This is a genomic window from Streptomyces afghaniensis (genome assembly GCF_044327915.1).
Lineage (GTDB): Bacteria > Actinomycetota > Actinomycetes > Streptomycetales > Streptomycetaceae > Streptomyces > Streptomyces afghaniensis.
Genome location: NZ_JBIRGJ010000003.1, coordinates 511,579 through 534,782, shown reverse-complemented (window position 1 = coordinate 534,782; position 23,204 = coordinate 511,579). Strand labels below are relative to the sequence as shown.

Here is a 23,204-nt window from a genome sequence, read left to right as displayed (position 1 = left end):
TGACCATGCAATCCGGCCATGCAATCCGGTCGGACAATTCAAAAAACGGGGATGGACTTCGTGACCATACGAAGCAAGGGAATTTCCGCTGTCATCGCCTTCGCCATGACCGGCGCGCTGTGCGGCGTCGGGGCGCAGGCGGCGCAGGCCGCTCCGGCACAGCCGGAACTGCGCGCCGGAGCGGACGAGATCTGCGCGGTCCTCGGGATCGGCAGCGGCGCGGCGGGCCTCACCAAGGCGCTCGCCAAGGGAGCCTCCTGGGTGGGCATCGGCGCCAGCATCGGGTGCTACGCCTACACGAAGGCCAAGGAGGCCACGCCGGCGCAGAAGCGGGCCGCGATGATCGCGTCCTACAAGAAGTACCAGGCGATGAGCGACATCAAGAAGCTCGATGCGCTGGGCTACTACTGCCGCAAGAAGAGCGGCGGTGGTGGCGGCGGCACCGATGTCGCGCCCGCCGACCCGACCGTGAAGGTGGGGTACCGCGACATCAGGATGAAGGGCGTGACGTACAAGTGCACGGCGACCGGGGACTGACCGGCCGGCGCGGCCCGGGCCATGGAGAACGCCTGCTGTTCTCCATAGCGCTGGTCGTGGTGAGCCTGCTGTGGATCACCCGCGACATGGCGACGTGGGCGACGGCGACCTGTGCGGTCGGCGCCGCCGGTGGAGCCGTCGGGGTGTGTTATTTCGGCTGGCGTTATCTGCGCTCCCGCGAGAATTCACGGTAGCTGAATTCGGTGGGTGAATTCGCTTGGCTCGCTGAATTCACCCACCGAATTCGTGGCCCGCGTCAGCGTGTGAAGACGAAGTACTTCCACGCGCCGTACGTCGTCGTGTTGACGTTGTCGCCCGACTTCGTGTCGATGTAGGACGAGCGGATGCGGAAACGCGGGCCGACGGGCGGCGTGCCGTCGAGCGTCACCGCGTCCTTGCCGTAGCGGTCCAGGGCGAAGTAGTCCGTGGACATGGTGCGCCACGCGCCGTCCGAGTACTGCTGGACCCGGAGCTGGTGCTTGCGGCCCGGGTACATCGACATCGTCGTGTTGTGGACCGGGTCCTTCGACTTCCGGAAGTAGAAGTACTTCTGCTTCCAGGCGGTCGCCGACTTGTAGTAGCCGCTCAGGGACGTCGAGATCTTGACCTTGGTGTAGACCGAGTTGGTGACGGTCTTCGGCGCGTACCGCGTGTCCCCCGTGAACTTCGCGCTGACCTTCGTGTCACGGGTCAGGTCGAGCGTCGCCGTCAGGTCGCCGGCCGAGTCGACCTTGCCCTTCTTCACCAGCGTGCTCGGCTTGTCGGAGCCGTAGGGGTCGGCCCAGATCTCGACCGTGCGGTTCTTGTAGGTGGTGCCGAGGTGCGCCGTGAAGGTGACGTCACGGCCGTAGCCGTACACCTTGCCGTCGTTGTCCAGCGTCAGCGTGGTCGCCGTCTTCGCCACGGTCGTCGACGCCGAGGCCGTGGCGCCCGCGCGGTCGGCGTCGCCCGTGTACGTGACCGTGTACGTCACCTTGCCACCGGCCGGCGGCGTGTCCGTGAAGGAGTACGAGCCGTCGGCGGCGACCGTCGCCGTGCCGAGCGGCTTGCCGGACGGGGACTCGTCGTCGGTGCGGGTGACGGAGACCTTCGTGCCCGCCGGGAACGCCGCCGGCGAGGACAGCGTGCCGGTGAGGGTGAGGGGCTTGGCACGGGTGGCCGTGGCGGGGGCGGTCGCCGTGAGGGTGGTGGACGCCTTGGCGGGGGCGTCGAGGACCCGCAGCGAGTAGACGTTGTCGTCGTTCTGCGAGATCGCGAACAGCCTGCTCGCGTCGGGCGCCCAGGCCAGGCCCGCCGACGCCAGGGTGTCGGCGCCGCTGCTGGTGCCGGTGTTGGGGAAGTCGTACTGCTTCAGCGGCAGCGAGGTGCCCGGCTTGAAGACGTGGACGTCCGGGTCGTACCAGGAGAACGTGCCCGCCGCGACGTCGCCGTTCGGGGCGATGTCGACCGCGTTCGGGTACGTGTTGGTGACGTACTTGCCGTCCGCGGACAGGTCGGTGAGCTTGTAGACCGGCTGGTAGTACGGGGCGCCGCTGGCCGTGACGACGTCCTTGCCGTCCGGCGTGACCGCGAGGTCCTGGAGGTTGCCGCCGCCCGTGTCGCCCGGGTCGCGTGCGTACGCGGTACGGCTCGCCTTCCCGGAGGAGACGTCGTACACGGCGAGTTCGACCGGGCTCTGGCCCGGCGAGCCCGCGACGAGTGTGCCCGGGGCGCCCGCGGAGGCGTCCAGGATCGGAGCCTCGTAGAACGTGCGGTCGGTGTCCTGGCCCAGGGTGACGCCCGAGTCGGCGGCGTTCGGGTCGAGCGAGCCGATGTTGCCCTCGCCGCCGTCGCCGTAGCTGAACCACAGCCTGCCGCCCGCCAGGGCCACGTACGCCGGGCCGCCGCCCTGGCCCGTGGACCAGCGGCGGGTCTCGGTGGCCTTCGCCGTGTCGATCGCGACGACGGCGTCCCCGTCGTGCAGGGCCGCGTACAGCGTGCCCGAGTCGGGCGACAGCTCCAGGCCCTGGACGCCGGGCAGCGAGCCGATGGTGGCGACGACCTTGCCCGCGTAGTCGGTGACGACGACCTGGCCGGCCGTCGGATCGCTGATGAAGACGCGCTGGTGGGCCCCGTCGACGACGATGTCGCCTGTCGACTTCACGGGCAGGAGCGCGCTGGAGTCGGCCGCCGCCGACCCGGCGCCTGCCGCGACGAGTGTGACCGAGCCGAAGAGGACCGCGAGCGCCGTCGCGGTCGAGAGAGTGCGTCTGTGCACGGTTTTTCGAACCCCCCGGAACGAAAGTGATCATCAGGAAGAAGTGATCAGCCCGTGCAGGCTAGAACACCCCACTGACACACAGGAACCGAGTTTCAAGCCGCGTGCTTGAAGGGGCAGTTGGGGCGTGACGGCACCGGCGCGTCAGCGGCTGTCCGCCACCGTCCGCGGGCCCTGCTGGGGCTCCTCGGCTCTCGCCGGCCCCGCGTTCGCCGCCAGCAGTAGGGTCGCGACAGCGACGACGGCCGCGGCGAAACCTCTGGCGTACCGCTCGGCGGTGCGTGTGCGTTCGAGCACGGCGACCTCGCAACTGGGGCGGTGGCTACGACAGCAGCGTGTTAAGCACGCTTAACTCTCGGTTTAACCTAGGGGTTGGCCGAGCCGGACGGCAAGAGGGGCAGGGGGAGTCGGCGTGGGGGAGCGTGACGATCCGGGGACCATCGGGCGCCGGGTGCAGCGATTGCGTGTCGAACAGGGGCTGACCCAACGGCAGTTGGCGGAGCCTGTGTACACCCCCGCCTACATCTCCACCCTGGAGTCGGGCCGGGTACGGCCCTCCGACGACGCCCTGCGGCATCTGGCCGGACGGCTCGGCGTCGCCTTCGACGAACTCGCTACCGGTCGTTCGGCGCGGCTCGTGACCGAGCTGCGGCTGCGGCTGACCGAGGCCCAGCGCACCTTCGCCGTCGGTGAGGCCGAGGCGGCGGCGGAGCAGTACGCCGAGCTGCTCGTCGAGGCCGAGACCCAGGAACTGGCCGGGGAACAGGCCGCCGCGCTGCTCGGGCTCGGCGAGTGCGCCCTGGAGACGGGCGAGCTCGTGGCGGGGCGGCAGTACTTCGAGCGGGCCGAGGCCTGTCTCGCCGGCGCGCCGCTGCCCGCCCGGGTCCCGGCGCTGCGCGGGCGGGCCGTCGCGCACTATCTCGCCGGTGAACTCCGGTACGCGGTCTACCTGCTGGAGACCACCCTCGATGAGCTGAATCGCGGCGGTCTGCACGATCCCGACGCGCTCCTGCTGCTGTACGCCAGCGCCATCGGGCCCTACATGGACATGGGCGCGCACGCCCGCGCCGCCCAGGCCGCCGAGTTCGCCCTGGCGCTCGCCCCGCAGTCCGGCGACCCGGCCCTGGTCGCGCGCATGCACCGGTCGGTCGCCCGCACCCTGGTCGCCGAGGGCCGCCTCGCCGAGGCCGACGCCTCGCTGGCCAAGGCGGCCGAGCTGTACCGCGGCCTGCAGATCCGCACCGAACTCGCCAACTGCCACTGGATGCGCGGCTACGTCTACGCTCAGGACGGCCAACTGGAGCGTGCGGAGAGCGAGTTGCGGGAGGCCCTCGGCATGCTGTCGGCCAAGCGCGCCGCCCTCTACAGCAGCCAGGTCGCCGTCGAGCTGGCCGACGTGCTGCACCGGCGCGGCAAGTCCGGCGAGGCCGCCGCCCTGCTGCACGGCGTCCTCGACGACCTGTCCCCCGAGCGCGGCGCCGTCCATTCCGCCGCCGCGCACCGCCTCCTCGGCATCATCGCCGAGGACGCCCGCCGCACCGAGGACGCCGAGGAGCACTACGTCCGCGCCCTGAGCCTGCTGGAGCGGGCCGGCGCCGCGGGTGACCTGGCCGACCTGTGCCGGCTGCTGGGCGACCTGCTGCGCCGCACGGGCCGGGTGGAGGCGGCCCTGGACGCCTACCGGACGGGCCTCGGGCACCGTACGGCTCCCGGCACGACGACCCTCGGGCCCGCGCCCGCGCAGCCCCCTCTGTGAGAGGACAGGGGCTTCACACAGCCGGGCGGGATAGCCTCCTTCCGGGGATGTGAACGACCGGGGCGGGCGCGTGGAGAACCAACGGACAGCGGCAGTGGCCGACGGGCTGCGGACGGCCCTGCGCATCCTCGTGTACACCGTCCTCGGCGGCGCCGCGCTGATCGCCGTCGTGACGGTGGTGTCGGTGCTGGGGCCGATGCTGGCGATCGATCTCTACACCCCGCCGGTCGCGGCCTGGTGGACCGTGTTCACCGCGATCACCGTCCAGGGCGTGCCCTTCCTGCTGCTGGGCACCGTCGTGTCGGCTGCGATCGGCGCGTTCGTGCCCCAGCGGGTGTTCCAGCGGCTGCTGCCCCGCCGTACGGCGCTCGCGGTGCCCGTCGCGGGCGCGGCCGGGGTCGTCCTGCCCGGCTGCGAGTGCGCGTCCGTGCCGGTCGCGGGCAGCCTGATACGGCGGGGTGTCGCCCCGGCGGCCGCCCTCGCCTTCCTGCTGTCCGCGCCCGCGATCAACCCGGTCGTCCTGGTGGCGACCTCCATCGCCTTCCCGGGGCAGCCCGAGATGGTCCTCGGCAGGCTGGTCGCCTCGCTCGCCACGGCCGTGGTGATGGGCTGGCTGTGGGCGCGGTTCGGGCGGGAGGAGTGGCTGCGGCTGCCGAAGCGGGACACCGGGCACGAGCAGGGCGGCGGGCCGCGTGCCTTCGTCTCCGGCCTCCAGCACGACTTCCTGCACGCCGGCGGTTTCCTCGTGCTCGGCGCGGCGGCCGCGGCGACCTTCGACATCGTCGTACCGAGGTCGCTGCTGGAGGTGTTCACCGGGTCGGCCTGGCTGTCGGTGCTGCTCCTGGCCGTGCTGGCGGTCGTGCTGTGCGTGTGCAGTGAGGCGGACGCGTTCGTGGCGGCGTCGCTGAGCGGCTTCTCGCCGACCGCGCGGCTGGCGTTCATGGTGGTCGGGCCGATGGTCGACCTGAAGCTGATCGCGCTCCAGACGGGCACGTTCGGCAGATCCTTCGCGGTGCGGTTCTCCTCCGCGACCTGGCTGGTGGCCGTCGCGAGCAGCGTCCTGGTGGGGTGGTGGCTGCTGTGAGGCGCTACGGACCGGCCGTACTGCTCGCCCTCGTCGGTGCGGCGATCTGGCGGGTGTCGCTCTTCAGCGACCTGTACCTGCGGTACGTGCAGCCCGGGTTGCGGCCGTACCTGGTGGTGTCGGGCGGGGTGCTCGTGCTGCTGGGGGTGGCGGTGGGGGTGCTGGCGCGGACCGCGGACGCCGGGGAGGCGCGGGAGGACCCCGGGGCCCCCGCCGGGCACACCCACGGCCCCGCCGGCCCCCGCGTCGCCTGGTTCCTCACCCTCCCCGCCCTGGCCCTGCTGCTGTTCCCGCCGCCCGCCCTCGGCTCCTACAGCGCGGAGCGCGAGGCCGACGGGCGTGCGGCCCGGGGCGTCGGCACCTTCCCGGCGCTGCCGGCCGGGAACCCGCTCGACCTCACCCTCGGGGAGTTCGGCTCCCGGGCGGTCTACGACAGCGGCCGTTCCCTGACGGGACGCACGGTCCGGCTCACCGGCTTCGTCACCCGCGACGCCGACGGCACCTGGTACGTCACCCGCCTCCTCGTCTCCTGCTGCGCCGCCGACGCCGGCGCCGCCGAGGCCGAGGTGCGCGGCGCCGGCGCCCCGCCCGTCGACACCTGGGTCACGGTCACCGGCACCTGGCACCCGGAGGGCGAGCCGGGCTCGGACGCCGCCTGGCCGCCGGTCCTCGACGCCACCTCCGTACGGCGGACACCGCAGCCGGACAACCCGTACGAGAAGCGCTGAGGGTCACGCGGGGGCGGCGGCCCGGCGCACGGGTTTCGCCCTACCCGCGACGGGTAGTCGGGCGACGATTCCGGGAGGGCTCGGAGCATGATCCGGGCGGGCGCCGGGCCCGGGTCCCGGGAGGCAGCGGGCACGGTACCGGGTCGGCCGCCGAATGCCGACCGGGCCGGTTGCCGTACGGCGGTCGGCCGCGCGGCCGTCGCGCAGGCCGTCCCGGTCGGGTGGTGTGCGCCGGCCCACCTCGCACCTGCGGCAGCGTGCCCGGAAGAGCGTCGATGGCGAAGGCCGGTGTTGAAGGAGGCGGTGGTCGTGCGGCCCAGGGACGATCCCCCAGGTGCCCCCGGCGGCGATCCCGGTCCACGCCGCACCGGGGGCGGTGACCTGGACCTGGACGGGATCAGGGCCGCCGATGTGATCGCCAGGGGCGTGCGCGGCGTCGAGCCCGGAGATGTCCCGGGCCGGCTGTGCGAGGTGGCTGTCGAACTGCTGCCGGTGATCGGCGCGAGTGTGTCGCTGCGCAGCGAAGGCATGCCCGTACAGCTGAGCGCCAGCAGCGCGCACGCCGCGCACCTGGCGCAGCTCCAGGCGACGCTGGGCGACGGCCCCTGCCAGAGCGTGCTGCAGGAGGGGGCGCCCGTACTGGCCTGCGATCTGACGACCGGCCGGGACGCCGGCCGCTGGCCGGTCTTCGCCCAGCAGGCGACGGAGGCCGGGGTCCGGGCGGTGTACGCGGTGCCGCTGGGCAGTGACGCGGTGTGCGTGGGCACCCTCGACCTGTACCGCGACAGCCCCGGCGGGCTCACCGACCGCCAGCTGCACGTGGCCCGGCTCGTGGCCGGCGTCATGACGGTGGCCCTGATGGCGCTGCCCCGCGAGACCGAGGCCGAGCCGCGGGACGAGGAGCCCTGGCTGAGCGGGCTGGCCGCGGACCACGACAAGGTCTACCAGGCCGTCGGCATGATCATGGCGCAGCTCGGTGTCGGCGCCGACGACGCGCTCGCGCGGCTGCGGGCGGACGCCTTCGCGCGCGGCTGCACGGCCCTCGACGTGGCCCGCGACGTGATCGCCCACCGCAGGCGTTTCGACCAGTACTGACATCCGGTACCCCCTACGGGGAGCCGGTACCGGGACCGCGCGGGCACCCGTCAGATCTGTGCCCGCCCCTGCTTCGTGATCTCGGTGAGGCGCTGTGCCCCGAGTTCCGCGGTCTGCCGCGTGACCTCCTCGTGCACCTCGTCCAGGCCCGCGTGGGTGAGAGTGATCGCCTCCTCCCCGACCCGCACGGCCGCGAGGTCCATCGTGAGGTACGTCAGTTCCCCCTCCTCCGTCTCGCCGGCCAGGGTGACCCGCAGGGCCTGCCGGGCGTCCCCCACCGGCCGCAGCGGCATGTCGCTGACCTGGACGGTCTGGACACCGCCGCGCGTGGTCGTCGCCGTGAACTCGCCGCACTTCCCCGGCAGCGACTTCAGCCAGGCCAGGGTGCGGTCGACGTCCGCCGGCGGATGGGCGGCGACCTGGTAGCGCAACTGGGCGTCGGTGTCGGCGGCGTCGAACGCGGCCGTCGCCCGTGGGCCGGCCGGGACCCCGAAGAACTCCTCCGTGTAGAGGGCGTCGAGCAGCCGCTGGCAGTCACGGTCCCGCGCGGTCGCCTTGAGCAGCCCGTCCCGCCAGGTACTGGCTCCACGCGTCGGCCTCCACGGCTCCCCCAGATCGGCGCCGGTGATCAGCGCCGCCTGGGCCTGGGCGGCGGTGAGGCCTGCCCCGGAGCCCGTGGACCGCTCGCCGGCGGGTGACGCGCCGGTGGCGGTCGGGGAGGCGGAGAACCATCGTGGCCGCGGCCCGTCCTGGACGGAACAGGCGGCCGTGGCCAGCAGGGCGGTCACGGACAGCGCGGAGGCGAGGAGGGCGCGGGCACCTGGGCCACGTCGGCCGGCCGGAGGGTGGGGCATCGGTGGGCCTCCTGCGGGGAGTTCATGGAGGTGTCTGCCGGCGGGGCGGGCTCTCCAAGATCGGGTACGTGCTCTTACGGCACCACCGCCACGGGCGGCACACCAGTGCGACGGGCTGTTCGGGTGAGGGAGGAGTACGCACGGCGGACCCCGTGAAAAAGCCGTGGCCCCGCGCGGCCCGCCCCTGTTACGGTCACGCCCATGAAGCGCGCCCAGCCGTTCCCGTCTCTCACGACGACGCCGGAGAGTGTCCCGGCGCGCTGACAGCTGACGCAGATGTCTTCAAGCCCCGGGGCGAGTGCCCCGGGGCTTCGTCGTGGTGGGGGTACCACCCGGCTGGAGCGGAGCCGAGAGCTGGGGGAGCTCGCCTCAAGACCCGAGGAGCCCGCCATGCACGACCACATGCACGACCACCGACGGCTCGGCCGTGAACTGAACCTCTTCGACACCGACCCGCTGATGGGCGCGGGGCTGCCGTACTGGCTGCCCGACGGCGCGATCGTGCGGCACACCCTGGAGGAGTACATCCGCCAGGCGGAACAGCGGGCCGGCTACCGGCACGTGTACTCGCCCGTCCTCGGCAAACGCGAGCTGTACGAGATCTCCGGGCACTGGGACCACTACAGCGAGGACATGTTCCCGCCGATGGACCTCGGCTCGGAACAGGTCCTGCTGCGCCCGAGCCTGTGCCCGCACCACGCCCTGATCTACCGCTCCCGCTCCCACAGTTACCGCGAACTTCCCCTCCGCATGGCCGAGTTGGGCGGCATGTACCGCTCGGAGCTGTCCGGCGTCCTCGGCGGTCTGACCCGCGTGCGGGCCATCACCCTCAACGACGCGCACATCTTCTGCACCCTGGAGCAGGCCGTCGAGGAGGCGCGTGCCGCGCTGGAGCTGATCGGCCGTGCCTACGCGGACCTGGGCATCCGCGCGGTCCGCCACCGTCTCTCCCTGCCCGGCGAGGGCGGCAAGTACGTGGCGGACCCGGATCTGTGGCGGCGGGCCACCGCCCTGCTGCGCGAGGTCCTGGACGGCTCCGGCATCCCCTACGAGGCCGCCGAGGGCGAGGCGGCCTTCTACGGCCCGAAGATCGATGTGCAGATCGCCGACCCGGCCGGGCGGGAGGCCACCCTCTCCACCGTCCAGATCGACTTCCACCAGCCCGAACGCTTCGACCTGCACTACATCGGCGCCGACGGGGCGAAGCACCGCCCGGTCATGGTGCACCGCAGCATCATCGGCAGCGTGGAGCGTGCGGTCGCCCACCTCGTCGAGGCCCACGGCGGGGCCTTCCCGCCCTGGCTGGCCCCGGTGCAGCTCGTGGTGCTGCCGGTGGGGGACGAACAGGCGGGCCACGCCCACGAGCTCGTGGACCGCGCCCGTGCACTCGGCCTGCGCGCCGAGGTGTCCGGCCCCGACCAGGGCACCCTCGCCGCCCGCGTTCGCGCGGCCCGACTGGTCCCGTACCAGGCGGTGACCGGCGGGCGAGAGGCCGAAGCGGACCAGGTGGCACCGCGCCTGCGGGACGGGCGGCGGCTGGGGGTCCTGCCTGCCGCCGAGTTCCTGCGGGGGGTCGCGGACCGGGTGGCGGCTCGCGGCACCGAGCTGTGGGCGGCGGCGTAGGAGTGGGTTCGCGGCCCGCCCCGCCCGGACGGGCCCCCGCCCCGTCCGGGCGGGGGCCCGTCCCGTATGAGGGGTTGCCGCAGGCCGTAGGGTCGCTCGTGCGGAGTCCGGTTCGAAGCGTGGTTCGAAGCCCGGTTCGAAAGCCCAGTGCGGGAACAGTGGAAGGAGCCACCGTGACGGACGGTCAGCGTATTCCGGTGATCATCGACTGCGACACCGGCGTCGACGACGCCCTCGCCCTGCTGTTCGCCGTACGGCATCCGGCCCTCGACGTGCGGGCGATCACCTGCGTGGCCGGGAACACGGACGTGGACGGCGTGGTCCGCAACACCCTGACGGTGCTGGAGGTGGCCGGAGCCGGTGACATTCCCGTCGCCCGGGGCGCCGAGCGTCCGCTCATCGAACCCGTGCGGACGGCGCGGCATGTGCACGGGCAGGACGGGATGGGTGACCTGGGGCTGCCCGCGCCGACCCGCGTGCCGGTCGACGTGGACGCGGTGACGCTGCTGCGGCGCGAGATCCTCGCCTCGCCGAGGCCGGTCACGCTGATTCCCATGGCGCCCCTGACGAACATCGCGCTGCTGCTGCGGACACATCCCGAGGTGACCCGCAACATCGAGCGGATCGTGTTCATGGGCGGCGCGGTGGCCACCGGGAACGCCACGCCGGTCGCGGAGTTCAACGTGTGGCACGACCCGGAGGCGGCGGCGGTGCTGCTCACGGCGGGGGTGCCGATCACGATGTACGGGCTGGACGTGTTCAAGCAGGTCCTGGTGCCCGCGGCCGACGTCCAGCGCCTGCGGGCGGGCACGGACCCCAGCCTCCGCCTGGCCGGCGAACTCCTCGCCCACCGCGACCCGGCCACCTCGGGAGACCCCACGCCGACGGGCGGTCTCGGCGACGCGGGCGCGGTGTGCGCGGTGGTCGATCCGGGCGGCCTGACCACCGAGCGGCTGCCGGTCGAGGTCGCCCTGGCCCCCGGACCCACCCGCGGCCAGACGATCGTCGACCGCCGCCCGCGCCCCGGCGAGTCGGAGATCCACGAGGGGACCCGCGCCCAGCAGTTGGTGGACGTGGCGCTGGGCGTCGACGTGGAGCGGTACGTGAAGCTGTGGCTGAATACGCTGGAGTAGGCCTGGGAGAAGCCGCCTCCCATCGCCGCGTTGCCAGGCCGCGCATAGTGAACGGACCCCTAAAGACGCCTGTGAAGCCCTCGGCCACGAACTGCTGACGAATGCATCGACGGCGCCCGCGCCAAGCTGAAATGCCTGGTCAAACTAGGGATCCTCACCGAGGTCGACACCGACAACTTCGCCAGGAAGCAGTAGCCGGCGAACCGCCCACTCGGATTTCGCTTCAGCTCTCTATTGCCCGGCGGTAAGGGACCATCGAACGGAGGAGGGTGCCGTCACAGACAGGGTGCCCTCCGGCCTGGGCCTCTTGAGCTGGAGCTCGTTGTAGGTGCTGCTGGTCTCGTCTGCTACGCACTCGAGGGGGAACCTCAACCCCGTCGGCTCGACCGCGACCGTGAGGGTCCCTTGACCTTCACAATTGACGGCCACTGACAAGGGGCGTGCAGCCAGGCCTTCCTTCAACTCGACCTGGCGGTTCCCTCTGGCTGAAGCGACTTGCGCCAGCACTTCGCCGGAGGGAAGCTTCGGTGCTTGATCGACCGTCTCCCCCTCGATGTGCTCAGCCCTGTCGGTTGCCGCAGGTGATGAGTTGGTTGATCTGGCAGCGGACGGCGTGCCTTTCGCAGGGCCCGTCAAGTCTCCGGAGCAGCCACCGATCAGGAGACCGCTGATCAGCACACATGCGCTGATGCCGGTCCAGTGGAACCTCGACAGCCTGGGCCCTGCCGTCATCAGCCCTCCCACAAGTACCAGCCCACCCTGTAGGGCGAGTAGCTGGTGATCTTCTTCTTGGCCGATGTAGTGCAATTGCTGTATATCGTGTAGCTCTTCCCGACATGCTTGAGCCGATAGACACCATACTTGGCGTTGGTGGTCTTCTTTGACGGCGTGTCTACAGCAATCGTGTTTCCGAGCTTGGCCGTAAGTTTGGCCGAGAGATTGACGTCAAACTTTCCCTCCAGTTTGACGATCAGCGTGTCCCTGCTCACCGTCAACCCAGCGGTGTAACTGATTCCGACCTCGCCGGTCACCTCGGAAGTGAACGTCGATTTTGCGGTTCTGGACGTGCCGTTGTAGTTCGACAGCGTTGGCCCTACGCCCTTGTGGTACTTCTTGCCGCCAGACTCCGGAATGTACACGCCATGTGTCGGACCACAGTACTCACCATTCGGCCAGTTCTCTGGAGGCTTCGGAGTGGTGGTGGGCTCGTCAGGAAGACCATTCCCCTCGGCAGGGTCATCAATCAAGTCTTCCTCAGGCTGAGCAGCTACGGCTGGTCCGGCCGCTATAACGCAAAGAGCCACTGCTGTTGACGCCAGTACTCCTCGGATCGCATGGATACCCACGAAGGAGACCTCTCGATATGAACCGCTCCCCCGAACGGTCGAATACCTGGACAGTACGTGAGGGTCATGTGCGCGACAAATAGAACCAGTGATTCACTGAGGAAAACTTGAGCATGTCGGGCTCGTCCGGCGCCCACTGGCCTGCCGCGACGAGTCGTTCGACGACGTCATGGAGTTGGGCTGCGGTCACCGCGGTGGAGTCGTCGGCCGGGCTGAGACGTCGTTTCAGTTGGTGAGCCGGCGGTACCTGATGAGGGCTGCGGCGATGCCGACGGAGGCCAGGAAGTGCTCGGCCTTTCGCTCGTAACGGCGGTGCAGCCTTCGGCATCCGGCCAGCCAGGAGACCGTTCTCTCGACGACCCAGCGGTGTCGGCCGACCCGCGTGGACGATTCGATGCCCTTGCGGGTGATGTGGTGGCGGATGAGGCGCTCGCGGATCACGCCATCAGAAACGACGTCTAAGCGCCCTTGCGCGGCCTGCCTCGTCTCGGGGCGGGCGGACGCCAAGAGGCCACGTCGCTGACTGAAAGGCCGAGGTGGGTGAGGTGTTCGTCATAGGCGCGCTTGAGGGTTTCCCGGTCCGGCGTCGGACCAGTGCTGAATCCGTCGTCGGGGGCCGTGACCCAGGGGAGAAGCTCTGAGAATGCCTTGAGCAGAGGCAGGGCCGACTCCGGACGCTGTGCATGGGCGTGGGCATCGGCTTCGAGGAGGTCGACCACCACCGAGGCTCGCTCACCGGCGGACCAGCCCGCCCAGCCGACCGGCGTGGTGGGAGCCAGGGGGGAAGCGGAAGACGCGAAGGAGACGAACCGCTCGTTCGGGATGTCGAACTTGCCGCGGCGTCGCCAGTAGGACGGCCTGAGGAAGTCCCCCGAGGTGAACCGTGGCAGGACCGTCTCCGAAGGGTGTACGTCAGCGACAAATTCTTGTTCGTCTTCTCGGCGCTGGAATTCCCACACTTCTTCCCAGACGCGCCGCTTGGCGAGACCCGACGTCTTGTACCGAAGAGGCGCAGCCTGTGGCACGTGTTCGTCGGCGAGCAGGTCCAGCAGCACGTCAGACGTTCCGGCACCAGGAGCATAGAGCGCCGCCAGTGTGGTGAAGTCCTCGTTACCACCCAACAGTTCGGCCAGTTCGCGGACTGTCCGGGTGACAGGCCGGCGTCCTGCCGGGGAAGACTCGTACCACAGGTGGGACGCTTCGCAGTGGTCGAGCAGACGATTCCGGAGCACGGGGACGATCCTGGTTTCCCAGGGTTCGGCCCCCCAGCGGCGCTTGTACTCGGGCTGCTCCAGCAGTCCCAGCGACGCGTTCTGCTCGATGGCGTTCACCCGGCGTCGTACCAGTTCCCGGTACGCCTGCGGCCAGTGCTGAGGGATGTCGGTCACTGGTGTCGCCGAGTGGCGGGTGAACCACTGAGTCTCCACCTCTCCCGTCGCGGCCCGCCGGGCGAGCACGATCTCGAAGGCTCGCTCCCCCAGTGCGAGGTCGGGTACGTCCTCGATGGGACCGCTCAGCTCCCCGTCGTCGGGGATCAGGCCGTAGTGGGCGTACACCTTCCAGTCCAGTTCCTCCTGGAGGGCGATCATCCGTGATCTGAGGGACGTCCACCGGTGTCGGGCGGAGGCGAGGAATCGGCCGGTGATCCGGGTTTCCGGGGCGGCGATCTCCCGCAGGACTCGCTCCGACTCGGCCGCCAGGGAATCCAGTTCGTGGGCCTCTGCGACGGGGAACGCGGAGGGAAGTGGCAGGTCGAGAAGCCGAGTCGAGGTGAACTCGTAGATTTTGGCCCACGCTTCACCTCCTGATTCGGCGCCCCGCAGCTGGTCGACGCGCGACTGTCCCTTGCTCTGGCTCACCTGCTTGAGCCAGAAACTCACGGCCGAGCTGTTGAGGGTGCCGAGCAGTCCGAGATGGGAATCTGCCGAGTCGCTCGTCGACAGCTTGATCACCGGTGCCGAGTTGAGGGGGATGGCAGAACCCTTGAGCAGGACGAAATGAGGGTGAGTTGCCACCCACGGAAAGACGAGAGACCACGGATGCACGTCCCCGGTGGACGCGATGTGGTGCCAGTCGTACCAAGGTGACGTCTTCTTCGCGCCCTTCCGCTCCCGCAGAACGGTCCGGTACGGCCACAGCCGTCGGTGGTGTCCGGGAAGGCTTCCCAGGCCGATGACAGGTTCGAAGCGGTGATCCGTGCGAGGGAAGAACGCCATGAGCGTCGGGGACGCGGACCAGTCCCGTACCTCGGAGCCGGTGAGTACCGGGACGGTGGCGAACTCCTCGGCCCCTTGACGCTGGAATGAACGGGCGGTGGTGCAGAAGAGGTCGTCGGATCCGGTGTTGGCGGCGTATCCGATGCGCACGACACGGTCGCCGAGCCGCTGCCCGGTATCCATGCGGCGCAGCACCTCGCGGGCCGCCGAGGGTGTGAGGCTCCAAGGGAACACACTCAACTGTCCGCGGTCCTGGAGATAGGACTCCGCCCACTCGCTCGCAGCACCGGCCGTGAACGCCAGGGTTCGCAGCGACCGCCAGACATACCCCTGTTCGGGGACCTCCGGTTGTGAGGGCTCACCCCGACGGCCCACGACGGTGTGAACAGCGGTATCGGGATCGGCCACGCGGTTGCGGCCCGCGAGGATGGCGGTCGGGGTCCCGTGGCCCGGGATGTAGGCCCCGGACGTGTCGATGATGTGTGTGATCTCCACTCGGGGCAGGACGCGCTCGACAAGGTCGCGCCCGAACTCACGCTTCATGAAGGAATTGGAGGTGAGAAGGCCGACCCGGCCCGCTGCCTCGCCCGGTTGTGCGAGCTCGAAAGCGAGTTCAGTGAAGGGAACCGGCAGTGAGTAGGCCCCTCGGCAGCTCTCGTAGAGGTCGCGGTAGATAGCGGACAGTGCTTTGTCCGCGACAGTGACGTACGGCGGATTGGTCGTCACCACGTGGTACGACGCCGACAGGAGCAGCCCGTGGCGAGCGGTGTACTCGTCGATCTCCGACGGGATGCCCGAACTCGCGGCCGTCGGTTCCGAGTGGGCGGTGCGGCCATGAAGAAGGGAATCACCGGTCGCCACGACGAGCGGCAGGTCCGGGACCTCGTCGAGACGCCGTTCCCCCGTGCTGTTCATGGCGGCCAGCAGCAGGCGGAACCGCGTGATGCTCACGGCGCACGGGTCGATGTCACAGCCGTGCACCGACCGCAGAGCACGGGCCGCCCGCTGCCAGGGGCTCATGTCCGGCCTGGTCTCGGACCAGCGCCGGAAAAGTCGTTCGTACGCGTCGAGCAGGAACGCGCCCGAGCCGCATGAGGGGTCGATGATCCGGAGGCCGGACAGCCCCCCCGTCTGGGACACGTGCTCTGTAAGGACTGGTTCGAGCACGAGATCGTGGATGAGGTCGACGACGAACAGCGGGGTGGGGACCTGGGCGTACGACTTCCGCGCCCGCTCGTTGAGCGCCGAGTGGAGACCGGCCAGGAACTCCGTGGAGCGCGAGGTATCGGTGAAGTCGTGCAGGAGAGCGCCGTCCGGTGTCCGGCGGCGCCAGAAGCTGAGCAACTCCTGGCAGGCCTCGTGGCTGGGCCGCAGCTGCCAGAGCGGATGGCTCCTGCTGAACACCGTGGCCATGACCGGGTGTGCGCGGAGCCGGTCGATGGCGTGCAGGACGAGGTCACCGGCCGAGAGGTGGGGTCGGGGTATGCGGAGGGCTTCGTCCGCGAGGTCCGTCGGGCCGGCGGCGAAGGCGATGTCGAGGAGCTCGTTGTCCTCGCAGAACCTGATCAACACGGTCGCCAGTACCCACGCCGTCGCCACCTGGGAGACCCGGGCGTCCAACCAGGCCGACCATGTCGTCGACGTCAGGCCTTGGCCCCTCGCGGACTTGTATTCGTTGCGCAGAACCTCGATGACCGGGTCGGCGGGGAGGTGCTGACTCAGCTCCGCTTCGATGCGGGCGGTGAGCCGCACCAGATCTCCGGCCAGGCCGTTGTCGACGGGCATGGGCCCCTTCCGGTCAGCTTCGCATGGTTCCGCGTCTGACTTTATCACCGAGAGAGTGTCATAAAGTTTGGAGAGTGTTGTGATTGCCGTCTACGCTTCCCGGGTGGCGGCCGATCGCGAAGACCGGCCGCCCTCGACTGAAGGGGTGGGCGGCTCATGGGTGGCGATGACGGGTGGCTCAAGTGGGTGTGGGTGGCGTTGGTCCTGATCGGCGCGTCGCTCCTCGGCTGTGCTGCGGCTGGAATTTCTTGGCTGACGACGGGCGGAAGTCCCGCCAGAGGGAGGGTGAAGGGGGCGCTCGCGGCGGGCGGTGTGACCTTCCTCGGAGTGGCCACTCTGGGTATCGCGATCGGGGGCTTCCTGGCTGGGTGAGGTCTGTATAGGAGTAAACTCCTTAGGGGTGTATCCCTCGTACCGTAGGTCCAAGGAGCCATATGAACCGTCGGGCAAGGCCGAGCAAGCCGTCGCGTGTCTACGACCGCGGGAGCGAATGGGACGCGCTCACTTCCTTCGTGAACCGGCCTCGGCCGCACGCCATGCTCGGGATCGTCAGCGGCCGACGACGCATGGGGAAGACGTACCTCCTGCGGGCGCTCGTCGAGCGGTGCGGAGGCTTCTACTTCGGGGCCACGGCAGGGACGGAGGCGGAGTCCCTCCGCCAGTTCAGTGCAGCGTTGGCAGACCACGCGGGTTCGCCAGTGCCCTTTTCCTTCGCAGCATGGGATGACGCGATCTCGTATCTCTTCGACCTCGCCGGACCCGGGCGGAGGGACAGCCCGTTCCTCGTGGTCATCGACGAGTTCCCGTACCTGGTCAAGGTGGCCCCGGAACTGCCTTCGCTCATCCAGCGCGCGATCGACCGCTGCCAGGTGGAGGAAAGCCGTATGCGGTTGCTCCTGTGCGGTTCGGCGATGTCCGTGATGGGCGGGCTGCTGGCCAGCACAGCACCTCTGCGTGGCCGGGCGCAGCTGGAAATGGTCGTGCGGCCCTTCGGGTACCGGGCCGCGGCCGACTTCTGGAGTGTCGCCGACGATCCCGCGCTGGCCGCGCGACTGCACGCCATCGTGGGAGGTACCCCTGCGTACCGCCGCCAGTTCCTGGCGGATGACGTTCCCGCGAGTATGAGCGACTTCGACGACTGGGTGTGCCGCACTGTCCTGGCGCCGTTCAGTCCGCTCTTCCGGGAGGCTCGGTATTTGCTTGCCGAGGAGGCGGATATCCGTGACACCGCGCTGTACCACTCGGTCCTCGCGGCCGTGGCGCAGGGCAACACGACGCGAGGCGGCATCGCCGGCTACATCGGTCGCAAGTCCGTCGACATCTCGCATCCACTGAACGTCCTGGAGGACAGTCACCTCCTGGTGCGGGAGGCCGACGTCTTCCGGGCCGGCAAGTCCCAGTACCGCATCACCGAGCCGCTGATCAACTTTTATGAGGCCGTCATGCGCCCGGCCTGGGCGCGCCTGGAGAGCGGTCAGGCCGCAGAGGTCTGGGCGCAGTCCTCGGAGCGCTTCGCGGCGCAGGTGGCCGGTCCGCATTTCGAGGCGATGTGCCGGGAGTACGTGCTCGGACCGGGCCGCTCCTTGCTCGACACGTCACTGGGAGAGATCGGCAGCGGCGTGGTGACCGACTCGAGGGAGCGTCGGCAGATCCAGATCGACGTAGCCGTGGTGGAGCGGGGGTCCGGCGGGAACAGGTCCGCGGTCACGCTGCTCGGTGAGGCGAAGTGGGGGACTCTCATGGGAGTGGGCCACCTGGAACGTCTGGAGCGGGCCCGGGAACTCCTTGCCGGACGGGGGATGGACACCACGCGGTGCGGTCTGGCGTGCTTCAGCGCTGCCGGTTTCAGCGATGCCCTGCGGGACGAGGCAGAGCGGGGTGGTGTCCTGTTGATCGGCCTCGACGAGCTCTACGGGCGGGCGATGCCGGCGGCCGTTCTGTCCTAGCGTGCGGACGGCCCGGTCCGCTCGCTGGTGGAGCTGTCGCTACGAGCATCGCCGTCGCCTGGAGAGATGGGGCCCAGGGCTCGACAGCCCGGGCCCCATCGGACGTCAACGCGTCGCGCGCTTCCTGCGGGTCATGACCACCATGGCCGCGCCGCCCGCGAGGAGCACTCCCGCGCCGATGGCGATCGGGCCCGTGCTGCTGTTGGCGCCGGTTTCAGCGAGGTCGCCGCCGCCGCCGTTCGGCTTGGGGGCCGGGGGCGTCGTCGACTCGGAGGCGGACGGGGTGGGGGTGTCCGTGTCCGTGGCCGGGGGCGACGAGGGCTCGGAGGGCTCCGACGGTGCCGGGGGCGTCGTCTCCTCGGCCGGTTCGGAGGGGCTCGCGGGCGGGGTGGACGGGGGCTGCGACTCCGCCGGCGGGGGCGTGGCCGTGCAGTCCTTCGTGCCGCCGTTCCAGGCCGCGATCAGCTTGTCCTTGATGACCGGACGGTCCGGGCCCTTGGGCAGCTCGCCGTGCTCGAAGCCGTCCTTCGCGTCGAGTTCGCCGTCGAACTTCGTCGCGCCCCGGTAGAGGTCGATCTGCCCGAAGCAGCCCTGGTCGGGGATGGCGATGTCGAGCGAGTCGGTGGCGCCCGGCTTGACCGTCACCGTGTCGAAGTCGACGAACACCTGCTCGCCGGAGGTCGCGAAGGTCGCGCCGTGCGCGAGGTAGGAGGCCAGGGAGGCCGTGCACGTCGTCGCGTCGCCGGCCGTGCGGACCTTGATGTGGACCTTGCCGTCCTCGGTCGGCTTCAGGTTCTGGTCGTCGACCTTCACCGAGTCGAAGAAGTTCGAGCCGTCGAGCGAGAACTGGCAGCGGTCGGTCCCGGTCTCCGTGCCCGCGCCGGTCCCGGGCTTGTAGGTGCCGCCGGACGACCAGCCGTCGCCGCCGGGCGTACCGGTGGCGAACGCGGTGGTGGCGGAGGCGGCGCAGAGGGCGAGGGCGGCGGCGCCCGTCCCCAGCAGGCGGCGCGCGGTGACACGTCTCGCTATGGACATGGGTATCCCGTTTCTTGGCTATGCAGGAACCCGGGTGACGGCATGCGGGCAGCGCGCGGCGCACGGCTGCCGGGGCCGCACCAGGGGGTGAGTGGTCGAAGAAACACTGGGCCCATTGGTCACATGCGCCTCAGTGCGCCCCCATCGTGGCCGCGCCGCAGCAGGCTGTCAACCTGCGGGTATGCGAGGGGAGTTACTCCGTCATCACACTTTCATCACAGCGGGAATGGATCACTCCGATCAACGCGATGGTTCCTTTTTCCGGCAATCTGGACAGATTTAATGCTGTTGCCCGTATGCCCTGTAAAAGGAGACCGCGTGACCGATCGCTCCACCCTCGACCTGTCGTCCCGGGATCCCGACTGGTGGCGCCAGGCCGTCGTCTACCAGGTCTACCCCCGCAGCTTCGCCGACGCCGACGGCGACGGCCTCGGCGACCTGCGCGGCATCACCCGCCGCCTCGGTCACCTCGCCGCCCTGGGCGTGGACGCCCTGTGGCTGAGCCCGTTCTACCCGTCCGAGCTGGCCGACGGCGGCTACGACGTCGCCGACCCCAGGGACGTCGACCCGCGCCTGGGCACCCTCGACGACTTCGACGCCCTGGTCGCCGAGGCCCACCGGCTCGGTCTGAAGGTCATCGTCGACATCGTGCCCAACCACTCCTCGCACCAGCACGTCTGGTTCCAGGAGGCCCTGCGCTGCGGGCCCGGCTCGGCGGCCCGCGACCGGTACGTCTTCCGCGACGGCCGCGGCGAGCACGGCGAACTCCCGCCCACCGACTGGCAGTCCGTCTTCGGCGGCAGCGCCTGGAAACGTGTGCCCGACGGCCAGTGGTACCTGCACCTGTTCGCTCCCGAGCAGCCCGACCTCAACTGGGAGAACCAGGAGGTCCGCGCCGACTACCGCACCACCCTGCGCTTCTGGTCCGACCGCGGGGTCGACGGCTTCCGGGTGGACGTCGCCCACGCCCTCGTCAAGGACCTGAGCGAACCCCTGCGCGACCTCGGCGCTCCCGAGCTGAGCCGCGAGGGGGCCGTCACCGGCATGCCGCCCGGCACGCACCCCTTCTACGACCGCGACGACGTGCACGAGATCTACCGCGACTGGCGCAAGATCCTGGACGCCTACCGCCCGCCCCGCATGGCCATCGCCGAGGCGTGGGTGCCCGGCGCCCGGCGCGCGCTGTACGCCCGCCCGGACGAGCTCGGACAGGCCTTCAACTTCGAGTACCTGGAGGCCGGCTGGGACGCGGACGAACTGCGGCAGATCATCACCGACTCGCTCGCCACCGCCCGGGCGGCCGGCGCCTCGGCCACCTGGGTGCTGTCCAACCACGACGTCGTCCGCCACGCCTCCCGCCTGATGCTCCCGCCCGGCACCGACGAGAACGCCTGGCTGCTCTCCGGCGGTCACGCCCCGGCCGTCGACGAGGCGGCCGGGCTGCGCCGGGCCCGGGCGGCCACCCTGCTGATGCTGGCGCTGCCCGGCTCGGCGTACGTCTACCAGGGCGAGGAACTCGGCCTGCCCGAGGTCGCCGACCTGCCCACCGAGGTGCTCCAGGACCCGATCTGGGAGCAGACGGGGCACGTCCGCAAGGGCCGCGACGGCTGCCGGGTGCCCCTGCCCTGGACGACGGCCGGACCGTCGTACGGCTTCGGGCCGGGCGGCGCCTGGCTGCCGCAGCCGCCCGGCTTCGCCGCCCACGCCGTCGAGGCGCAGGACGGCGTCGAGGGCTCGACCCTGGAGCTGTACCGCACGGCCCTCAGGCTGCGCCGCAAGCTGCTCGACGGCGAGGAGCTGACCTGGGCGGAGGACACCCCGGACGGTGTCCTCCTGTTCGACCGCTGCGAAGGCTGGCGGTGCGTGACGAACCTGTCCGGCACGGCGGTCCCGCTGCCGGCCGGCGAGGTGCTGCTGAGCAGCGCCCCACTGGAGGACGGCCGGCTCGGGCCGGACACGACGGTGTGGCTCGGGCGTTAGGGGGCGCACCCACCCCCCGGACGCCCCCCGGGGCGGGCGCCCGGGGGGCGTCCGCCACCCGCACGGCCCAGCAGTACGTGCCATCTGCAGGAACGCCCCGCGAGAATCGCTGGCGGAGTGCCGTCGACGTCCGCACAGGGAGCCCCGCCCGCCATGAACAGGTCCAGGAAGACAGCAGCCGTGGCGGGGGCCGTCGTCGCCGGCGTACTCGCGTTCCCCGGCCCGCCGGCGGCGGCCCGGGACGGTGCGCTGTGGGGTGCGGCGACCATCGCACCCGGCCGGGAGGGCATCCTCGAAATCGCCGGCTCAACGGGGGCGGCCCCGGGCGCCGCGCTGACGCTGACGGCACCCCGGGGCACCCGCGTGACGGCCACGCCGCTCGACGCGCCCGGCTACCTCGGCCGGGTCGCCGCCGACGGCCGCAGCGGGACGTACACGGTCACCGACGACGCGGCCGGCCGGTCGTGGCGGGACCGTCCGCTCCCCTTCGTGCTCGCGGTCCCCGCGAACGCCGTGCCCGGCACTCGGCTGCGCGGCTGCGTCCTGCGGATCACCGACGCGGACGGCGTGCGGCGGGCGGCCGGCCGGTGTGCCGTGACCGTGGGCCTGGCCGGGCCGACGCTGACCCGCCCGCTCTCCGGCGTGCCGCTGGACGTCCGGCCCCGGATCGCCGGTACGGCACACCCGGGAGCCCGGATCACCGTCCGCGACAAGGACGACCGTGAGGCCTGCTCGACCACCGCCGCCCCCGACGGCACCTGGGCCTGCACCCCGCGCACGGCCCTCCCGGCGGGCCTCAACCGGCTCCAGGCGGTCGCCACCCTGAACGGGGTGAGCGCCATGAGCGAGCAGATCGACATCTCGGTGGCGGACGACGGCGCCGGTCAGTAGCGCACGGCCCGGGCCACCTCGGCCCGCACCTCGCCGGGCAGATCGTGGGTGCTGCGCGCGGTGGCCGTGGCGGAGTCGCCGGCCTGCACGTGCTCCACCGTGACGATGACCGTGTCGGTCAGCCGGCCCCCGGCGTCGGTGAAATCGACCTGGACGGCGAAGGACCGTTCCGAGTCGTCGGTGTTGGTGACGGTGACCTGGGCCCGGGCCCGGCCGTCGGCGCCGACGGTGGGCGAGCCGGCCTTCACATCTCCCTTGACGTCGATGCCGCCCCGGATGTCGTCGAGACGGCGTCCGGCCTCCGCCGTGGCAGACTCCAGCGCCTCGGAGGCCTGTGAGGCGAACGACCCGACCGCCGACTCCGCCTCGCGGGCGGCGTCCCCGGGGCTGTCGCCGCCGCAGCCGGTGAGCACGGCGGCCAGCGCGAGCGGCAGCGCCGCCCCGCCCGTCGCCCAGCGTCCGCGTCCCATGGCCTCACGTGTGGCCGAGGCCACCGCCGCCGAAGGAGCCGCTGGACCCGGGCAGCCAACGGCGGGGTTTCTGGTCCTTGCCCGTCCTGGTGCTCGCGTGGTGGAGCTCATGGGGCAGGAGCCGCTCGCCGTCGCGCGTCACGACCGGCATCTCGTCGGGCTCCCGCATCTCCCGCATCTCATGGACCGGACCGCCCTCCGGAAGGTGCGGTTGCTCCTCGGGGCTGGGGTGGTGCGTGTCCTTGTCCATGACGCGCATCCCGACCAGCACCGCCCAGATCAGCGCCAGGGCGATGATCGCCCCGCCGACGAAGGCGATGGTCACGGCGACCGCGTGATCTGACGACGCCGCCAGCACTTCATACGTTGCCGTAGTCATGCTCCGATTATCGCCGACGTAATGCGATAAAGCGCCCGCAATGTCCGACCCTCGGCATCCACGCCCGAGCATCCGCCCCTGAGCGTCCG

The 23,204-nt window shown here is 70.8% G+C and carries 19 protein-coding genes and 1 pseudogene; 11 read left to right on the top strand and 9 right to left on the bottom strand.

Features of this window, described 5'->3' with window-relative positions:
• Positions 1-51 precede the first annotated feature (51 nt).
• Positions 52-537, top strand: a complete 486-nt coding sequence (locus ACH4G3_RS12815) for a hypothetical protein (RefSeq protein ID WP_397624478.1) — start codon at positions 52-54, stop codon at positions 535-537.
• The gene (locus ACH4G3_RS12810; protein ID WP_397624477.1) at positions 516-731 is read left to right on the top strand and encodes a hypothetical protein; all 216 of its coding nucleotides are present in this window, start codon (positions 516-518) and stop codon (positions 729-731) included. Before ACH4G3_RS12815 ends, ACH4G3_RS12810 begins: the two co-directional genes overlap by 22 nt.
• Positions 732-793: 62 nt before the next feature.
• On the opposite strand, the gene ACH4G3_RS12805 is transcribed toward ACH4G3_RS12810, so the two are convergent.
• Both ACH4G3_RS12805 and ACH4G3_RS12800 read right to left on the bottom strand, forming a co-directional pair.
• Positions 794-2,794, bottom strand: coding sequence for an Ig-like domain repeat protein (locus ACH4G3_RS12805; protein WP_397624476.1), 2,001 nt, complete (start codon positions 2,792-2,794; stop codon positions 794-796).
• A gap of 144 nt (positions 2,795-2,938) precedes the next feature.
• Positions 2,939-3,091, bottom strand: coding sequence for a hypothetical protein (locus ACH4G3_RS12800; protein ID WP_020277587.1), 153 nt, complete (start codon positions 3,089-3,091; stop codon positions 2,939-2,941).
• A 115-nt stretch (positions 3,092-3,206) separates the two neighbouring features.
• Between ACH4G3_RS12800 and ACH4G3_RS12795 the strand changes: the two genes are divergently transcribed.
• The 4 genes from ACH4G3_RS12795 to ACH4G3_RS12780 all read left to right on the top strand — a co-directional run bounded on the left by ACH4G3_RS12795 (position 3,207) and on the right by ACH4G3_RS12780 (position 7,457).
• Positions 3,207-4,550: a helix-turn-helix domain-containing protein gene (locus ACH4G3_RS12795; protein WP_397624475.1), complete on the top strand. Its 1,344-nt coding sequence runs from the start codon at positions 3,207-3,209 to the stop codon at positions 4,548-4,550.
• A 70-nt stretch (positions 4,551-4,620) separates the two neighbouring features.
• Positions 4,621-5,634 carry a permease gene (locus ACH4G3_RS12790; RefSeq protein ID WP_397624474.1) on the top strand — a complete coding sequence of 338 codons (1,014 nt, stop codon included), beginning with the start codon at positions 4,621-4,623 and terminating at the stop codon, positions 5,632-5,634.
• On the top strand, positions 5,631-6,362 hold the full coding sequence (locus ACH4G3_RS12785; protein ID WP_397624760.1) for a TIGR03943 family putative permease subunit: 732 nt from the start codon (positions 5,631-5,633) through the stop codon (positions 6,360-6,362). Before ACH4G3_RS12790 ends, ACH4G3_RS12785 begins: the two co-directional genes overlap by 4 nt.
• Before the next feature lie 303 nt (positions 6,363-6,665).
• Positions 6,666-7,457, top strand: a complete 792-nt coding sequence (locus tag ACH4G3_RS12780) for a GAF and ANTAR domain-containing protein (protein ID WP_397624473.1) — start codon at positions 6,666-6,668, stop codon at positions 7,455-7,457.
• Between the two features lie 50 nt (positions 7,458-7,507).
• Here the strand turns inward: ACH4G3_RS12780 and ACH4G3_RS12775 are convergent, their stop codons facing one another.
• Positions 7,508-8,311, bottom strand: coding sequence for a hypothetical protein (locus tag ACH4G3_RS12775; RefSeq protein WP_397624472.1), 804 nt, complete (start codon positions 8,309-8,311; stop codon positions 7,508-7,510).
• A gap of 276 nt (positions 8,312-8,587) precedes the next feature.
• Between ACH4G3_RS12775 and thrS the strand changes: the two genes are divergently transcribed.
• Together thrS and ACH4G3_RS12765 are read left to right on the top strand one after the other, a co-directional pair.
• Positions 8,588-9,934 (top strand): threonine--tRNA ligase, encoded by a 1,347-nt coding sequence (thrS, locus tag ACH4G3_RS12770; RefSeq protein ID WP_397624471.1) that lies wholly within the window; start codon positions 8,588-8,590, stop codon positions 9,932-9,934.
• A gap of 173 nt (positions 9,935-10,107) precedes the next feature.
• On the top strand, positions 10,108-11,067 hold the full coding sequence (locus ACH4G3_RS12765) for a nucleoside hydrolase (protein WP_397624470.1): 960 nt from the start codon (positions 10,108-10,110) through the stop codon (positions 11,065-11,067).
• A 731-nt stretch (positions 11,068-11,798) separates the two neighbouring features.
• Here ACH4G3_RS12765 and ACH4G3_RS12760 read toward each other — a convergent pair.
• The 3 genes and pseudogenes from ACH4G3_RS12760 to pglX all read right to left on the bottom strand — a co-directional run bounded on the left by ACH4G3_RS12760 (position 11,799) and on the right by pglX (position 16,414).
• A complete protein-coding gene (locus ACH4G3_RS12760; RefSeq protein ID WP_397624469.1) occupies positions 11,799-12,413 on the bottom strand; it encodes a hypothetical protein in 615 nt (204 codons plus the stop codon).
• 225 nt (positions 12,414-12,638) lie between these two features.
• Positions 12,639-12,851 (bottom strand): annotated as a pseudogene (locus ACH4G3_RS12755) (transposase); the annotation flags it as partial.
• Positions 12,852-12,871: 20 nt separating this feature from the next.
• Entirely contained in the window at positions 12,872-16,414 is a 3,543-nt protein-coding gene (gene pglX / locus ACH4G3_RS12750) for a BREX-2 system adenine-specific DNA-methyltransferase PglX (protein WP_397624468.1), read from the bottom strand.
• 434 nt (positions 16,415-16,848) lie between these two features.
• Between pglX and ACH4G3_RS12745 the strand changes: the two genes are divergently transcribed.
• Positions 16,849-18,360 carry an AAA family ATPase gene (locus tag ACH4G3_RS12745; RefSeq protein ID WP_397624467.1) on the top strand — a complete coding sequence of 504 codons (1,512 nt, stop codon included), beginning with the start codon at positions 16,849-16,851 and terminating at the stop codon, positions 18,358-18,360.
• A 105-nt stretch (positions 18,361-18,465) separates the two neighbouring features.
• Here the strand turns inward: ACH4G3_RS12745 and ACH4G3_RS12740 are convergent, their stop codons facing one another.
• The gene (locus ACH4G3_RS12740; protein WP_397624466.1) at positions 18,466-19,395 is read right to left on the bottom strand and encodes an LAETG motif-containing sortase-dependent surface protein; all 930 of its coding nucleotides are present in this window, start codon (positions 19,393-19,395) and stop codon (positions 18,466-18,468) included.
• Positions 19,396-19,713: 318 nt separating this feature from the next.
• On the opposite strand from ACH4G3_RS12740, the gene ACH4G3_RS12735 reads away from it, so the two are divergent.
• Together ACH4G3_RS12735 and ACH4G3_RS12730 are read left to right on the top strand one after the other, a co-directional pair.
• Positions 19,714-21,375 (top strand): glycoside hydrolase family 13 protein, encoded by a 1,662-nt coding sequence (locus ACH4G3_RS12735; RefSeq protein WP_397624465.1) that lies wholly within the window; start codon positions 19,714-19,716, stop codon positions 21,373-21,375.
• A gap of 153 nt (positions 21,376-21,528) precedes the next feature.
• Complete coding sequence (locus ACH4G3_RS12730) at positions 21,529-22,266, top strand: Ig-like domain-containing protein (RefSeq protein WP_397624464.1); 738 nt, start codon at positions 21,529-21,531, stop codon at positions 22,264-22,266.
• Here the strand turns inward: ACH4G3_RS12730 and ACH4G3_RS12725 are convergent.
• Together ACH4G3_RS12725 and ACH4G3_RS12720 are read right to left on the bottom strand one after the other, a co-directional pair.
• On the bottom strand, positions 22,260-22,736 hold the full coding sequence (locus ACH4G3_RS12725; RefSeq protein ID WP_397624463.1) for a hypothetical protein: 477 nt from the start codon (positions 22,734-22,736) through the stop codon (positions 22,260-22,262). The genes ACH4G3_RS12730 and ACH4G3_RS12725 overlap by 7 nt on opposite strands.
• A 4-nt stretch (positions 22,737-22,740) precedes the next feature.
• Complete coding sequence (locus ACH4G3_RS12720; protein WP_397624462.1) at positions 22,741-23,115, bottom strand: DUF6479 family protein; 375 nt, start codon at positions 23,113-23,115, stop codon at positions 22,741-22,743.
• Positions 23,116-23,204 lie beyond the last annotated feature (89 nt).

Coding starts and splice junctions, on each gene's coding strand:
- ACH4G3_RS12815 (WP_397624478.1), top strand. CDS start 52: ATGGACTTCGTGACCATACGAAGCAAGGGAATTTCCGCTGTCATCGCC.
- ACH4G3_RS12775 (WP_397624472.1), bottom strand. CDS start 8,311: ATGCCCCACCCTCCGGCCGGCCGACGTGGCCCAGGTGCCCGCGCCCTC.
- thrS (WP_397624471.1), top strand. CDS start 8,588: ATGTCTTCAAGCCCCGGGGCGAGTGCCCCGGGGCTTCGTCGTGGTGGG.
- pglX (WP_397624468.1), bottom strand. CDS start 16,414: ATGCCCGTCGACAACGGCCTGGCCGGAGATCTGGTGCGGCTCACCGCC.
- ACH4G3_RS12745 (WP_397624467.1), top strand. CDS start 16,849: ATGAACCGTCGGGCAAGGCCGAGCAAGCCGTCGCGTGTCTACGACCGC.
- ACH4G3_RS12740 (WP_397624466.1), bottom strand. CDS start 19,395: ATGTCCATAGCGAGACGTGTCACCGCGCGCCGCCTGCTGGGGACGGGC.
- ACH4G3_RS12730 (WP_397624464.1), top strand. CDS start 21,529: ATGAACAGGTCCAGGAAGACAGCAGCCGTGGCGGGGGCCGTCGTCGCC.
- ACH4G3_RS12725 (WP_397624463.1), bottom strand. CDS start 22,736: ATGGGACGCGGACGCTGGGCGACGGGCGGGGCGGCGCTGCCGCTCGCG.
- ACH4G3_RS12720 (WP_397624462.1), bottom strand. CDS start 23,115: ATGACTACGGCAACGTATGAAGTGCTGGCGGCGTCGTCAGATCACGCG.